10 protein-coding genes are annotated in these 15,150 nt (G+C 63.8%); 8 read left to right on the plus strand and 2 right to left on the minus strand.

Going from position 1 to position 15,150, the window contains the following annotated elements:
- Positions 1 to 9: 9 nt before the first annotated feature.
- From N0B31_RS17670 to N0B31_RS17695, 6 genes are all read left to right on the plus strand, one after another.
- Positions 10 to 2,466 carry a S8 family serine peptidase gene (locus tag N0B31_RS17670; protein ID WP_260592935.1) on the plus strand — a complete coding sequence of 819 codons (2,457 nt, stop codon included), beginning with the start codon at positions 10 to 12 and terminating at the stop codon, positions 2,464 to 2,466.
- 123 nt (positions 2,467 to 2,589) lie between these two features.
- Positions 2,590 to 4,182 carry a helix-turn-helix domain-containing protein gene (locus tag N0B31_RS17675; RefSeq protein WP_260592936.1) on the plus strand — a complete coding sequence of 531 codons (1,593 nt, stop codon included), beginning with the start codon at positions 2,590 to 2,592 and terminating at the stop codon, positions 4,180 to 4,182.
- Positions 4,183 to 4,233: 51 nt separating this feature from the next.
- Positions 4,234 to 5,151 carry an oxidoreductase gene (locus tag N0B31_RS17680; RefSeq protein ID WP_260592937.1) on the plus strand — a complete coding sequence of 306 codons (918 nt, stop codon included), beginning with the start codon at positions 4,234 to 4,236 and terminating at the stop codon, positions 5,149 to 5,151.
- 60 nt (positions 5,152 to 5,211) lie between these two features.
- Positions 5,212 to 7,122, plus strand: a complete 1,911-nt coding sequence (locus N0B31_RS17685; RefSeq protein ID WP_260592938.1) for a S9 family peptidase — start codon at positions 5,212 to 5,214, stop codon at positions 7,120 to 7,122.
- Positions 7,123 to 7,432: 310 nt separating this feature from the next.
- Complete coding sequence (locus tag N0B31_RS17690; protein WP_260592939.1) at positions 7,433 to 8,443, plus strand: tyrosine-type recombinase/integrase; 1,011 nt, start codon at positions 7,433 to 7,435, stop codon at positions 8,441 to 8,443.
- A gap of 426 nt (positions 8,444 to 8,869) precedes the next feature.
- Entirely contained in the window at positions 8,870 to 10,459 is a 1,590-nt protein-coding gene (locus tag N0B31_RS17695; RefSeq protein ID WP_260592940.1) for a PQQ-binding-like beta-propeller repeat protein, read from the plus strand.
- Positions 10,460 to 10,786: 327 nt separating this feature from the next.
- On the opposite strand, the gene N0B31_RS17700 is transcribed toward N0B31_RS17695, so the two are convergent.
- Positions 10,787 to 11,614, minus strand: coding sequence for a sensor histidine kinase (locus N0B31_RS17700; RefSeq protein WP_260592941.1), 828 nt, complete (start codon positions 11,612 to 11,614; stop codon positions 10,787 to 10,789).
- Positions 11,615 to 12,013: 399 nt separating this feature from the next.
- Between N0B31_RS17700 and N0B31_RS17705 the strand changes: the two genes are divergently transcribed.
- A complete protein-coding gene (locus N0B31_RS17705; protein ID WP_260592942.1) occupies positions 12,014 to 12,256 on the plus strand; it encodes a hypothetical protein in 243 nt (80 codons plus the stop codon).
- Positions 12,257 to 12,450: 194 nt separating this feature from the next.
- Here N0B31_RS17705 and N0B31_RS17710 read toward each other — a convergent pair whose 3' ends face one another.
- Positions 12,451 to 13,635, minus strand: coding sequence for a tyrosine-type recombinase/integrase (locus tag N0B31_RS17710; protein ID WP_260592943.1), 1,185 nt, complete (start codon positions 13,633 to 13,635; stop codon positions 12,451 to 12,453).
- A 675-nt stretch (positions 13,636 to 14,310) separates the two neighbouring features.
- Between N0B31_RS17710 and N0B31_RS17715 the strand changes: the two genes are divergently transcribed.
- A complete protein-coding gene (locus N0B31_RS17715; protein WP_260592944.1) occupies positions 14,311 to 14,913 on the plus strand; it encodes a hypothetical protein in 603 nt (200 codons plus the stop codon).
- Positions 14,914 to 15,150: the final 237 nt, after the last annotated feature.

A 15,150-nucleotide genomic window follows, 5' to 3' on the forward strand; every position in this document is an offset into this window, starting at 1 on the left:
GGCTCTCGCATGGACCTGGACCGCCGAACGATGCTGAAGACGACCGGTGCGGCCGCCGGTGCCTCCCTGCTGCCCACGAGTAGCGCCGGTGCGGCCGCCGCCGGCCCGCTGAGTTACCTCGACGACGCGTTCGACCTCGACGGGGGACCACAGGAGGCGCTCGTCGTGTTCCGCCGGGGGGCGGACATGGCCGGACTGCTCGAGGGGTTCGACCTCGACGCGACGTTCGAGCTGTCGAGCGTCCGCACCACCTACACCGTCGCGCCCCCGGCCGTCCTGAAGCAGCTCGCCTCGCTCGACGCCGTCCAGTTCGTCGAGAAGAACGAGCGACTCGCGTGGGACAACGGCGACGCGGCGACGGCCGCCCGGGTCGAGAACCGGAACGACGCCGACCGGTTCGGCGACGGCGTCCAGGACGACCTCGGGATGGGGTACACCGGCGACGGCGTCCACGTCGCGGTCATCGACAGCGGCATCGACGAGTACCACCCCGACCTGCAGGACCGGGTCGTCCACAACTACCGCTTCGTCGACCCGCTCGATGAGGGGACGATGTGGGTCGACCTCCACCGGGCCGGTGGGGTGGCCGACACCGACGACATCGGCCACGGGACTCACTGTGCCGGCTCGGTCGCCGGCGAGGGGAACCGGAACCCGCAGCACGCGGGGATGGCGCCCGACGCTCGGCTGACCGCCTACTCCACCGGCGCGGCCATCTCCATCCTCCAGGCGGTCGGCGCGTACAACCACCTCCTGGAGAACCACACGCGCGAGACCGCCGTCGACGACGACGAGGTCGTCCACATCACCTCCAACTCCTACGGCGGGGCCGGTGGGAACGACTTCAACCCGGCCGGCGCACAGGAGACGGCGACGTTCGAGGCCTACGACGCGGGCATCCTCGTCGTCTCCTCGGCGGGCAACAGTGGGCCCGGCACGAACACGCTCGGCGGGGCGAAGACGGCCCCACACATCCTCTGCGTGGCCGCGAGCCACGACAGTTTCGGGTCCGAGGGGGCGCCGGTCGAGTCGCCGCTCGAGAGCCGTGCCGAGACGCTGCGGCCGACGAGTTTCTCCTCGCGCGGCCGGACAGCCGTCTACACCGACGGCGAGGGCGCGCGGTGGAATGAGTTCCCCGACGGGAACGGTGGGTTCACTGCCGAGGACCGCGAGAGCGCGCTCCGGAACGTCGAAGCGTTCCACGACCCGGACGACGGGGCCGACTCGTTCGAGCAGGTCGCCGACCCCGAACCCATCTCGTTCACCGCGGGGCCGGGCGTCGACGCGGGCATCGCCGCGGAGGGGCTCTCGGCGGGTGAGCCGACGTACGTCCCCTTCCAGACGCACGCCGACGCGGCGTTCCTCGAGGCGACCATCTCGTGGACGCCGCAGGGGCAGGACCTCGACGTGAACCTCCTGAGAGGCGGCGACGACGGGACGGTGGTCGCCAGCGCCGCGTCGCTGTCGAACCCCGAGGAACTCTCCACGTCGGTCGAGCCGGGGACCGAGTACACGTTCGAGATCGTCCCGTTCGCCGCGGCGCAGGCGACGGGGACCATCGACGTGACGGAGTTCTCCGTCCCCGAGGACGGCCCGTCCGGCCCCTACGGCGTCTACCGGCCGTCGGTCGTCGCGCCGGGGAACGCGGTCGTCTCGACGCAGGGCGCCTCCGCGCTGAAGGCGCTCGAGGCCACCTACGGCCCGACGCCGGCCGAGACCGGCGCGCTCTACGCGGCCGTCTCGGGCACCTCGATGTCCTGTCCGGTCACCTCCGGGAGCTGTGCGGTGGTGATGGAGGCGTTCCTCCAGACGTACGAGCGGTACCCCGAACCAGAGGAGATGATCCGGCTGATGGAGGGTGGCGCGACCCGTAACGCGGAGCCGGCGTACACGCCGTACAACGCCGGTGCCGGGTTCGTGAACGCCCGGCGCTCCGTCGAGTACGTCCAGATGGGCTACGTCCCGCCGTACGACGAGATCGGCCTCGCGACGCTCGGTGACGAACCCGAACTGCTGGACGTGCTCGGGACCCGGACCGACGACGGGCAGGTGTTCACCGCCGGCCAGACCAACGAGGTCACCATCACTATCACCGACCTCTCACACGACGTGACGGCGCTCTACGACGTGATACCGGAGACGTGGGCAGTCGTCGGTGGCGACGGCTCCGTCGCCACCGACGAGGGCGAGGACGGCATCACGGCGGTCTACTACGACGCGAACGGGGACGGCGTGGCCGACCCCATCACCACGGAACAGGTGGCCGGCGAGGGGTCCGTCTCGTTCACCTACTTCGTGGAGGCGCCGGCTGGCAACGGCTCGCACGAGTTCGGCCCCGCCCGGGTCCTCACCGCCGAGACCAACGACGGCGGCACGGACGTCGGCGTGGAGGCGATGGTCCAGGTCGGCGGCACCGCGAGCACCGAGTACGTCGTCGGCGCGAGTCAGTCGGACCTGCCGCTCTGAGTCCGGGCGCGAACACCGGACTCGCTCGGCTGCCCAGTTCCGGGATAAACTGCCGGGCATCGACTGGACAACCGCTTTGGCCGGTCGAACGAAACACGAGTCGACTTCACGGTTCCACTTCGAATGTCAGGACGAACGACGCGTCTCCGGACGGTAGTGCTGGCCACGCTCTGTGTCCTCAGCCTGCTCGCCGCCCCGACGACAGCCGTGGCGACGCCGGAGAACCCGTTCGACGGCGACAGCACCGACGGGACGAGTTCCGAGGGCGGCCTCGGTGACGCGCTGGACGGTTCCGACGACACCTCCTCGAGCGACGGCGGCGGCGCGGGCGACGCCACGTCGGCCGACGGCGACGATGCTACGTCGGACACCGACTCGGACGACGGGACGAGTTCCGACGACGGCGCGGACGGGGACGATGACTCCGCGACGCTCCCCGGAGCCGAGGACGACTCGCTGCTCCGCTCGACGCTGGCGACGAGCGTGAACACGACGGTCGGGACGGCGACCGACACCGTCGCGGCGACGACGGATGCGGGCGACAGGCCGGACTGGTCGTCGCTCGACGACCGGGCCGACGGCTCCGGGACCGACGGGACGACGGCCACCGACCCCACCGGGGCGTCGGCGCTGTCCGACACGGGAGCGTCCCCGGCGCTCGGCACCGACTGGTCCGAGGTCTCGCTCTCCGAGTCGACCGAGCGTAGGACGGACGGGACGCAGACCCTCTCTGGTGCTCTCTCCGGGGCCGTATCCGGCGCTACGGACGGCGTGGTGACCGGGCTGACGGCCGTCGTCGACGCCGAGTCCGTCGCGGTGACCACGACCGGTTCGGTGCCGGCCGGCACCGACGGGGCCGCGCCACCGGTCGACGTCGACGCGCCGTCCGCCGGCCCGGCCGAGGCGCCGGCAGAGACGCCTGTGCGATCCGCACTCGTCCCCGCCGACGGGCTCGTCGACACCGGTGCAGGACTGGGTGCGGCCGGTTCCGGGACGCCGCTTCCGGCCGACTCGAGTCCGGTGACCGGGTTCGCGGTCGGGCTCGGGGGTGTCGCGGCGCTCGCCGCCGTCAGGCAGGGGCTGTTCGCGACGGCCGGCACCGGTGCCGTCACGACGGTCTCGACGGTGGCGGCGAGCGTCGCGCCGGCGCTGCCGGGTCGCTCCACCGCGCTGGAGCGACTGGTCCGGATGCTCACTGCGTTCCGCTACTCGCGCTACGACGACTCCGACCCGCTGGAACACGAGGCTCGCGCCGACGTGTTCGACGTCGTCCAGGAGACGCCCGGCACGTACCTCTCGGAGGTGGCCGAGCGCGCCGACCTCCCGCTGTCGACGGTCCGCCACCACGTCCGCGTGCTGGAGCGCGAGGAACTGCTGATGGGCGCGAAGGTGCGCGGCAAGCGCCGGTTCTACCCAGCCTACTCCAGCGACATCGAACTAGCGGCGGCACTCAACGACGACGCCACGGCCGTCGTCCTCGACGCGCTCTCGCGGCTGGGTGGCGCCTCGGTGTCGGAACTCGCCGACGAGCTGGAGCGGCACCCCTCGACCGTGACCCACCACCTCCAGCGGCTGGAGGAGGACGGCCTCGTCGTCCGCGAGCGCGAGGGACGTGCGGTCGTCAACCGCCTCTCGGCGCAGACACGGGCCGCGCTCGACCCGGAGACGGAGGCCACCGCCACCGCCGAGGCGTCCGGCGTCGTCGCGAGCGACTGACCCGTTCACCGCAAACGCCCCGTTTTTGCGCGGTCGGCCACTACGCTCGGTATGAGTCAGTGGACCGTCGCGGACGCCCCCGACCAGTCCGGCCGGGTCGCCGTCGTCACCGGCGCGAACAGCGGCCTCGGGTACGAGGTGACGAAGGGACTGGCCGACCTCGGCGCCGAGGTGGTCATGGCCTGTCGGAGCATCGACCGCGGTGAGTCGGCGCGACGCGACCTCGAACGCGAGGTGCCGGGCGCCTCGCTCTCCGTGCTCGAACTCGACCTCGCCGACCTCGACTCCGTCGCGGCGTTCGCCGACGCGTTCCGCGAGGCGCACGACGACCTCCACCTGCTGGTGAACAACGCGGGCGTGATGGCGCTCCCGCGGCGTGAGACGGCCGACGGCTTCGAGATGCAGTTCGGCACGAACCACCTCGGCCACTTCGCGCTGACCGGTCACCTCCTGCCGGCCATCGAGGGGGCCGACGAGCCGCGGGTGGCGACGATGTCCTCGGGCATCCACGAACGGGGCCACATCGACTTCGACGACCTGCAGCGCGAACGCGACTACGACAAGTGGGCGGCCTACGGCCAGTCGAAACTGGCGAACCTGCTGTTCGCGTACGAACTCGACCGGCGCGCCGACGCCGTGCTGAGCGTCGGTGCGCACCCCGGGTACGCGGCGACGAACCTCCAGACCGCTGGCCCGGAGATGGCCGGGAGCACCGTCCGGAAGGTGGCGATGGAGGCGGCCAACGCCGTCTTCGCACAGGACGCCGACGACGGGGCACTCCCGATGCTCTACGCGCTGACGATGCCGGACGTCCGCGGCGGCGAGTACTACGGTCCCGGCGGGTTCATGGGGATGCGCGGCGGCCCGGAGCGCCAGCGCTCCAGCGAGCGCTCGTACGACCGCGAGACCGCCCGCAGACTGTGGGCCGTGAGCGAGGACCTGACCGGCGTCTCCTACCTCTCGAGGTAACGTCCACCGCCGATTTCCGGTGGCAGAGGGCCTTTGCACCGCGCGCCGGAACCTCGGGCCATGTCGACCCTGCAGACCGACGCGGACGTCGACGTCCTCGAGGAACTGGCCAGCCTTCCGTCGTTCTTCCACCAGACCGTCTCGCCCGATGGCTCGAAGGTGGCGTACTACTACGACGGCACCGGCCGGAACGAACTCTACGTCCAGGACCTGACGACCGGCGAGCGCGAGCGGTGGAGCGACGGCGACGTCCCCCGGGACGCCACCTGGCACCTGAAGTGGGGCGGGAACGACGAGGTGTTCGTCCACGTGGACGACGACGGCAACGAGCAGAACGACGTCCACGTCCTCACGGCCGACGGCGAGGTCGAACCGGTCGTCGAGATGGACGGACAGGTCGCGCTGGCCGACGTGACCGCCGACGGCGAGCGACTGCTGCTGGCGTCCTCGCGCGACGGCCAGATGAACCTCTACGTCCACGACCGGAACGGGGGCGATGGGGGCGAGACGGAGAAGGTGACCGAGTACGAGCGGGCGGTCGGGGCGGCCTGCTTCTCCCCCGACGGCGAGCGCATCGCCTACGCCACGAACGAGACGGACGTCTACGAGAACACGGACGTCTACGTGGCGAACACCGACGGCTCGGACCCGGAGCGCCTCGACGTCGCGGAGACGGGTGCCGAGACCGCCCCCGTCGAGTTCTCGCCCGAGGGCGACCGCCTCCTGGTTCAGGACAACAGTACGGACCTCGGTCGCTCGGGTGTCTACGACCTCGGAGCGGGCGAGGTGACGTGGTACGCGAGCGACGCCGAGGAGTCACCACGGGCGTTCCTCCCCGACGGCGAGCGGTTCCTCGCCACCCGCGAGCAGGAGATGGCCGTCACCAAGGCCGTCTACGACCTGGAGACGGGCGACAGCGAGGCGTTCGACCTCCCCGACGGGGTGACGGGCTTCTCGATGGCAGGGAACCCTGTCGTCGACGACGAACGCGTCGTCGTCTCGCAGTCGACGCCCTCCACCCGACCATCGCTCCTGACCTACGACCTGACCGACGGGTCGACCGAGACGCTCCACGCCGCCGAGTACGGCCCCTTCTCGTCCGACGCGTTCGCCGACGCCGAGTTCTTCACGTTCGCCTCCGACGGCGTCCCCGAGACGCCCGCTCGGGCGACCGAGGTCGGCCCATCCGACGAACTCGACGTCGAGGCGCTGCTGTACGACCCCGGCGAGGACGTCCGACCGGCCCCGCTCGTCGTCAAGGTCCACGGCGGCCCCCGTGCGGCCGATATGCGGACGTTCGACCTCTACACGCAGTTCCTCGTCTCGCAGGGGTACGCGGTCTTGCTCGTGAACTACCGCGGCTCCTCGGGCCGGGGCCGCGAGTTCGCCCGCGAGATCTACGAGGACTGGGGCGGCGCCGAGCAGGGTGACGTGGCCACCGGCGTCGAACACGTCCTCGACGAGTACGACTGGCTGGACGACGACCGCGTCTGCGTGTTCGGCGGCTCGTACGGCGGCTACAGCGCCTACTGGCAGGCGGTGCAGTACCCGGACCGCTACGACGCGAGCGTGGCGTGGATCGGCCTGACGGACCTCCGCGAGATGTTCGAGACCACGATGCCACACTTCCGGACCGAGTTGATGGAGAAGAACCTCGGGACGCCCGAGACGAATCCAGACCTGTATCGGGAGCGCTCGCCGATAGAGCACGCCGAGAACGTGGATAGCCCGATGCTGATGATCCACGGTGTCAACGACCGCCGGGTGCCGGTCTCGCAGGCGCGGCTGTTCCGTGACGAACTGCTCGAGTTGGCCTACTCCGTCGACGAACGCGACCCGGACGCGGACGGTGACTCGAGCGCCGACGTGGAGTACGTCGAACTCGGGAAGGAGGGCCACGCCTCGACGGACGCGAGCCAGAAGCTACGGATGTTCCGGGTGCTGCAGGGGTTCCTCGACCGGCGGCTGTGAGGTGATCGCCGGCGGCTCCGGTGGGGTTCGATGTGCGGTCGGACGTGCTCGCTTCGCTGCGCCCCCCCCCTGGTTCAAATCCTCCGGCGTGCGGTTGCGGTCACTCCTCGAGCGACACGCAACACGAGCCCGGAGGGGGACAATCATAAGGGTATCTGTGCCCGAATTTAACCCGTTCTGCCATCATGTAACGTGACGCACAGCCGGACTTTGTCCGCCAAGTCGTCACGGACCATGTCCGGCAACCCCCCGCCTTCGGGTCGAACGGGCACCGGACGAGGTCGCAGTGCGCGTGGTTCGAGAACAAACAATGAACCTCGAACCAATCGAACCAGAACACGCCGTAGAACTGTACCTCGACGACCGCCGCGAGGAGCTCGCCGACCTCACTTACAGTACTCACCGCTCTCGACTCAGCCACTTCATCCAGTGGTGCGATGAGCGAGACATCGACAACCTGAACGAACTGACCGGGCGGCTGCTCTACGAGTACCGGGTCTGGCGTCGACGAGACGGTAACCTCTCGAAACCCAGCCTCAAGTCCCAGATGGACACACTCAGAGTATTCATCCGCTGGCTGGAATCCATCGAAGGCGTTGCCCCCGACCTGCATATGAAAGTGCGGGCTGTCACGCTGACCGCCGAGGAGAACAGTCGTGACGTGCTTCTGACGCCGGCCGAAGCAGACGGCATCCTCGAATACCTCGGGAAGTATAGCTACGCCTCACTCCAACACGTTACCATCGCGCTGCTGTGGCACACGATGCTACGGCGCGGGTCCGCCCGAGCCCTCGACCTCTCTGACTACGATGCTGAGGAGCAGTCCATCGCTGTCCAGCACAGACCCGACTCTGACACCCCGCTCAAGAACGGACACAACGGCGAGCGACTTGTCGCCCTCTCAGACTGGATGTGCGACCTGCTTGACGACTGGATAGCGATGCAGAGACCAAACGTCGAAGACGAGTTTGGACGGGAACCCCTACTGGCGACAACCCACGGTAGAATTCATCAGAGTACCATCTCGACCTACGTGTATCGGCTCTCCCGACCGTGCGTGTACTCTGGCGCGTGTCCACACGACCGCGACATCGACAGCTGCGAAGCCACCGGCCCCGACTCGGCCTCCAAGTGTCCGTCGAGCGTGTCCTCGCACGCGATTCGTCGTGGGGCGATTACACACCACCTGAACTCGAATGTCCCGGAGAACGTAGTCGGAGGCCGCGCAGATGTCTCACAGGATGTACTGGAACAGCACTACGACCGTCGGAGCGACCGAGAGAAGATGGAGCAGCGTCGTAAGTTCTTGGACAGTCTCTAGATAGCCAGCCGAGAGCGACTGAGCAGTAAGCGCTGTGGCTATGAACGAGCCACAGACTACTCTTTTGGGTTAGCTACTAACCGAATTAGTAGGCGACGGCTCCGTTGAGACCCTTTGGAATTGATACAACCGGCTTGCGAGATATAGAGGGTGTATACAGCACGGCTCCGCGCTCCCGGAAGCGACGGGCCATCCTGAATCTCCTGCCGTGTTGATTCTCACTGCATAGTCAGTTTCCCGTGAGAAATCATTATACATCTGCATGTCAATCAGGCTATACTCTGGAGAGCGGAAGCGGCCCGCCGCTGGAGGAATCTCATGCAGCCAACTCGAACCGGACCAACAGCCGTATCGCCAGCCACCACCCCACGGTCGAGACCCACTCGGCGCTCGGAGGTGACCAAACAGCGAGGCACCCGCCTCTTCGTGATCGCGCTCGCCGTCGCGCTCGTCCTCACCCCACTCGCCATGGTCACGCCTGTGGCCGCGCAAGTTGGTAACGCTCCAGACATCGAATGGGAAACACTGGAGTCAGGAATTTCCTTCTTCGGAGCGGTTGCGGCGACACAGGACGGCGGCGTCGTTACCGTGAGTCAAACCACGACCCGCACAAGTGATGGACGATTCCTCTATGACGCGCTGGTCGTGAAGTACGCGAGTGACGGGACCGAACTCTGGCGGACCACGCTGTCCGAAAACGACCGGGATATTGTGTGGGACATCACGGAAACGAGTGACGGAGACATCGTCATCACCGGCTATACAGTCGCTCAAACAGCGGATGGAACCAGTACCCAACTTGATGGCTGGGTCGTCCGCCTCGACGCGTCCGGAACTGAACTCTGGAGTCGGACGTACACCGCTGATACCACCGCCGAACGATCAGACGGATTCCGTGGGGTGACTGCCACGAGCGACGGTGGCGTCGTGCTGGCGGGTGTCACTAGAACAGCTACTAACGATGATGATGCGTGGGTGGTCAAACTGGATACATCTGGAGACGTTGTGTGGAGTACCACTGCTGGCGGCGAGGGATTTGACCAAGCCGTTGATGTGGAGGCGCTGAGTGACGATAGCGTCGTCTTCTACGGGTCAAAGCAAGTCGAAACGGACTCGGGACTCTTCCAGACGAAGCCGTGGCTGGTTCGGGTCGATGCGACCGGGAACATCCTCTGGCAACAGACCTATGATTTCCCTCTGGGATTCTTCGCTCCACAGCCGTTGGCCGTGACGAGTGACGACCGCCTTGCAGTGCTATCGTCACAAATCGACCAATCGACCTTCAACAGGGACGTGCGGGTCGTGACGTTCGACAGTGATGGTGTTGTACAGTGGAGCCAGACTTACGGCGACGACTTCGTTGACTCCGCATTCGATATTGGGAGGTCTATCATCGGAACGAGTGACGGTGGGTTCGCGTTTACTGGATCTACACCGGAACCGTTGCCGACCAGCTCCTCCGCAGAGCCCGATATGTGGGTCGTCAAACTCGATTCCACTGGAGGCGTCGAATGGAGTGAAATCTACGGTGACCTGTACAGGGATTCACCGTTTTTCGATGCAGGGTTCTCAATCGCAGAGATGACTGACGGGGGATATGCCGTCAAGGGCCAGACCACCACGGAGGAGTCTGGCTTTGAGCCGTGGCTGGTGAAGTTGGAGGCACTCGAGACCACCATCCCGGCCGAGGTTGACGTGCTGCCGGGCAGTGAGGAGAACCCCGTCGAACTGGACCGCCCCGGACGCCTTCCCGTGGCCATCCTCGGCTCGGCGGAATTCGACGTGACGACTATCGACACGAGTTCGCTCGCCGTCGAGGGCGTCGCGCCAGTGCGCGTGACCACGGACGACGTGAACGAGGACGGTTACGCCGACCTCGTGCTGTTCGTCGAGGTCGAGACCCTCGTGGATGCGGGCGTGCTGACCGAATCGACGACGGAGTTGGTCGTGACCGGCGAGCTCACCGACGGGACACCCATCGAGGGAGCTGATTCGGTGACCCCGCTCGTCACGTAGACTACCTGACGGACACGGAGCTACACGTCTTCCTTATTCGAGCGTCCAATCGGTGCCATCCGGGAAGCCACCGCAATCGGGTGCGTAGTCGATTGTTGGGGCCCATGGACTGGCCATCACTCAACTGGGGAAGACTGCTGAATATGCGCCCTGTATTCAGCACGGTCGCCGGAACCTGCTCTGATTCTGGCAGAACCAGCGTACGAGATACAGAGGGTGTATTCAGCACGGGGCGCTGAGTGTGGTTTCCTCGCCCGAGGTCGATAACGCTCGTCTCAACGCCAGTAAGCCGTGAACCGCTACCATCTCGGCCCACTCTCTGCCGGCTCAGGCCATCTCGACGTTCGCGAACTCGAAGCGTGCTCCACCGTCTGTGGCCTCCAGCAACTCGACACGCCAGCCGTGCGCCTCGGCGATGCGCTCAACGATGGCTAACCCCTGCCCCGTCCCGACACCGCCCGAGTACCCCGTCTCGAATACCGCCTCACGCTCGGATTCCGAGATGCCAACGCCGTCGTCTTCGACGTAGAACCCACCGTCCGTGGAGCCGACCCTGACCGTGATACCGGAGCCAGCGTGCTCGACCACGTTACAAAACAGGTTCTCGAACAGTTCTTGGAGCCGGGTCTTATCCGCCATGAGTGTCCGTGTTGATGTGACCTCCAGCGTCACGTCGCCGGTTGGGACGGCACGCCACGCCGCTCTCGCCAGTACTGCTATGTCGGCGGGTTCTGGGTCGGCGACCATTCGCCCCTCGCTGGACAGTTCCTGAAGATGGGTGAGCAATTGGTTGGCTCGGTTGAGGGCTTCGGTAGCGCTGTGGAGATGCGATAGGTCTCCCGTCTCGCGAGCCAGTTCGATGTAGCCACCAGCCACCGAGAGTGGCCCCCGAAGGTCGTGTGCGATATCCGCATCGAACGTCTGGCTTTGCTCGCTCTGTTGGGATGGTTCGTCAGCGTCACCTCCGAGAGAGATACCAGAGCCGTTGGCCGACAGAACGAGTCCACCCGTTCCGTCGTCTTCCGGCTCCGAAAACGGGTCGTCAACGACAGATATCGTCTCGATAGTGACCGCCTCGGGGGTATCCCGTATGAACTCGCGGATGCGTGCTTCGAGTGTCTCGTCCGTGACGCGGATGATAGTAACGTCGGGCATGGGATGCGTGGGCTGACTGGGGTGTGTTCTCGCATGGCGCCACGCGAAGAGAAACGAGGACCAACATCGGCTGCTGGTGCCCCGGTAAGCGGTCCCTGTGCGACCGGGACCGAACTCACTTATTGTCAAATTGACAAGGTGGCCACCGGGGATAAAACCGTCGCCTGTAGGACTGGCTGGGACACTCCTGCGTAGGATACACTCGCGCTATGTATTCAGCACGCTCGTAGAAACGTCACCAGTCTCTGTCAGAAGTCCCGTGCAACACTTAGAGGCTGAGTTCAGCACGAGGTGATGGTGTGTTACTCGTTCAGATTACGGCATCTCTGTGTGGCGTAGTTGACGCAACCGTCGAGAATTCGCCAGAATGCTTTTGCGCGGCGCATACAGGGGTGAGGTATGGAGCGCCATCGCCGGGAAACGATTGCGACAATCGCTGTCGCCTCGCTCTTTCTCGGTACTGGATTGATTTTGTATGGGGTTGTCGCCGTCGAATGTACAAGTCCAGCGATAGAGGGACGCTCGGTGACCTACTGTTCATCGAATACGCCGGTTTTGCTCCTTGGGCTCTTGCTGGTCGCTAGTGGTGTTGGAGGGGTGTACCGGTACGCGCCGTTGGAGACGTTTCTTGAGGACTCTTGACCGAACGAGCCGCGCCTGCATCGACCGCCCCAATCGGCTCGTAAGTGGCTCTCGCTCGTGGCCGAATCGCGCACTGTATCAATCACGCCAATCGGGTTGGTTCTGACCTCCTGCTCGTGACCGACTCGCGCCCTCTATTCAGCACGGGTAAAGAAACCCCTCAACACTTGATGATTTCAATACGAGCCTGACACTCAAACAGTTGCGGCGGGAGCTGCCCCCTCGTCGCCATCGGACCCGTCATCCGGGGAATCCTCGGCAGATGTCTCCCCGTATGTGGGCTTGTTGTTTTGTGAGCGGCGTTCGTGCCGTCCAGTCAACTTCTGCTCTTTCGTGGCTCGGTTGTAGTGCTTCTCCATCACGTCAATTGAGACATCACACTCGTCGCTGATGTCGTGGAGGGCTGTCCCAACAGTCGCTTCGTGCGTAATGTAACCCCGACGAACCGGGTGCGGCGAGCGGCTTTCAGGACACTTCGACGCCTTTGCGTTGTCTATGGCTTCGCAAGTTGCCGGTTTGCGACCAATGGGGCACTCCCCTGAGACAACACACGGGCGAGTCCACATGTAACTGTACTTTCGGATGGTAGAGCCACTGATTCGACCATGAGATGTCGTGATGAGCGGGTCCCGACCGTGCTCGTCCTTAACCTTCGTCCGGTTCTTATCCCTGTAGTCGCGTATCAGGCTGACACCTTTCTCGGAGAGTGCAACATACCGCTCTCCCTCTTTATCGTTTTTAAGCGGCGTGCCCTCCTCCGGTCGATGGTTGAACTCCAACCGTGGCGGCTCACTACTGAAGTTCACGTCACAGAGGTCCAAGGCACGGACATCTCCGAGTCGACCTCCCGATAACGCAATCAAGGCCATCACCACATGCTCTCTGCTCGCGTAGTGGTATTGTTCAAGATATTCGAGTATCTCAACCGCTCGTTCGGGCTCAAGTATCGTGCTACGTGCATCACCATCGTCTTTCAGCCGAAGTTTCGATATCACCTCGGGGAAGCCCTCAGCCACGTGCCCTTCCCGTTCACAGTACTGTAAGAACGTTTTAACCCGCTTCATCTGGGTGTTGACCGACGTGATGTCCAGCTCATCAACCCGAACTGGGGCCTCATAGCGCCGCCAGTTTCGATACTGCTTCAAACTCTCGTAAGTCAGCCCTGCCGTCGTTTGTACTCCGACCTCGGCGCACCAACGGCTGAAGAAGCCCAATGAGCTTCGGTGGTCGTTTACTGACCGGTAGCCTTCCTCGCTTCGAGCGGTGAGGAACTCTTCTACCGCTGAGTCAATGTGCTTGGGCTCCAGACCAGTGGCCCGGAACCAGATTCGACGTGCCCACTCTCCGAGCGGGCCGTGTGCGCTACTGCGTTTGACCATACCGCAACTGGGGCGAGCTGCGTAAATATACCTTCGTGTTGAAGTGTACATATAAGCAGTAGTATGGTCCACATACAATATTTTGTCCAATTTAGTGGGCTTAGTAGTGGTGTTTCCATACAATGGCCAATCTAAGGTGGTGTGCGGTCTGAGGAGGCGATGCAGAACCACTGGCCGAAGAATGCTCCAGCTGTGTGTAGTACTGCGGCTTGCCCCGGAGCACTCACTTGCTCCTAACAGTGCGTATAAAGTAGTAATATATTGACTAGACAACATCACCGAATTACCGAAATCAGAACAGTTAGGAACGCTAAACCCCTATCTCATACATGGTTCTAGTTGTCGATGATGAGGAAAAGAGATGCGTATACGAGTCTAATAGCCCAGCAGTCCGCATCCAGTGTGGGTCGACAGCAGTCGAAGTAATCGGACGCGAAACCGACGACCTTCGGACAGTCGTCCACGCCGCGCATAACGAGTTCAAATGGCTGCGTGACCAGCAGCGGGCCCGTATTTTTGAGAAGCACCGGTAAATTAGCCGAACCGGTTAGTCGAGCCTGCCTGTTCAAAACGAGTGTAGTGCCAGAGTTTACTGTCTCTGTTTCAAGACTGTTATCTTTGATAATATGTCGAACTTGTGTACATATTTATTATCCAACAATCTGATATTGGTACGTGAAAGGAATAGACCGGCGTCAGTTGCTCACAGTAGCAGGTGTCTCTATCGTGACCGGATTGGCAGGCTGCCTCGGCGGAGGAGAAGACGAAGCAGCACCAGAAGCATCCGCGGAACCAACCCCGAACAGGGATTCATCAGGGGCAGGTACTTCGACAGAGGCCTCAGTCAATCAAACACCAACGGCTACGCCGAACAGTAGTGGGTTCGTTAATGAGATTCCAACTCCGGCCCCCGGTGAAGTATATACGCGGACAGGAATCGAATCCAGTGTTGATACGTCCTGTACTGGAAATTTTGACGAGTTTGATTCTCAACTTGCGCGAGTCTCGTCCAAGCCTCAGTTGGTGATGCTCGCGTACGTCTCTGCGCCAGCCAACTCCGTTGAGCTATCAGACATCGAGGAGTCGTACGATGATGAGGCGAACACGTTTGACCTCCTCCTGAACTTTGCTGTAGATGAGAGTGCCGACACGTGTACCACTACTCACGAATTTGTGGCCATCTACGCGTTTGACAAAGACATTAGTGGAATGGTGGGCACACTCAGTATGAGCGTGAACGATGGCGCACCTGAGCAGTACGTGGAAACGACCATGTAACCCAATTCCGTCTCCTCCTACCCTGCGATTGGTTCTTGGGTATTCGCTCCGTGAGCGTAAGTTGTGCTTTAGCTAGACACTCGTCGTCTACCCTCCTCGTCCCTGAGAATACAAAAGGCCGAGTAGCTCCGTTACACTACACTACTCTCCACAAAACATACCCGTCGCTCCGAATACTAGTTCGATGTGGGTGTATAAATATATTGCCACAACACGAGTGTAACCAACTACTCGCTA

The organism is Salinirubellus salinus, assembly GCF_025231485.1.
Classification (GTDB): Archaea; Halobacteriota; Halobacteria; order Halobacteriales; family Haloarculaceae; genus Salinirubellus; species Salinirubellus salinus.

Coding starts and splice junctions, on each gene's coding strand:
- N0B31_RS17700 (WP_260592941.1), bottom strand. CDS start 11,614: ATGCCCGACGTTACTATCATCCGCGTCACGGACGAGACACTCGAAGCA.
- N0B31_RS17710 (WP_260592943.1), bottom strand. CDS start 13,635: ATGGTCAAACGCAGTAGCGCACACGGCCCGCTCGGAGAGTGGGCACGT.
- N0B31_RS17675 (WP_260592936.1), top strand. CDS start 2,590: ATGTCAGGACGAACGACGCGTCTCCGGACGGTAGTGCTGGCCACGCTC.
- N0B31_RS17690 (WP_260592939.1), top strand. CDS start 7,433: ATGAACCTCGAACCAATCGAACCAGAACACGCCGTAGAACTGTACCTC.
- N0B31_RS17680 (WP_260592937.1), top strand. CDS start 4,234: ATGAGTCAGTGGACCGTCGCGGACGCCCCCGACCAGTCCGGCCGGGTC.
- N0B31_RS17685 (WP_260592938.1), top strand. CDS start 5,212: ATGTCGACCCTGCAGACCGACGCGGACGTCGACGTCCTCGAGGAACTG.
- N0B31_RS17705 (WP_260592942.1), top strand. CDS start 12,014: ATGGAGCGCCATCGCCGGGAAACGATTGCGACAATCGCTGTCGCCTCG.
- N0B31_RS17670 (WP_260592935.1), top strand. CDS start 10: ATGGACCTGGACCGCCGAACGATGCTGAAGACGACCGGTGCGGCCGCC.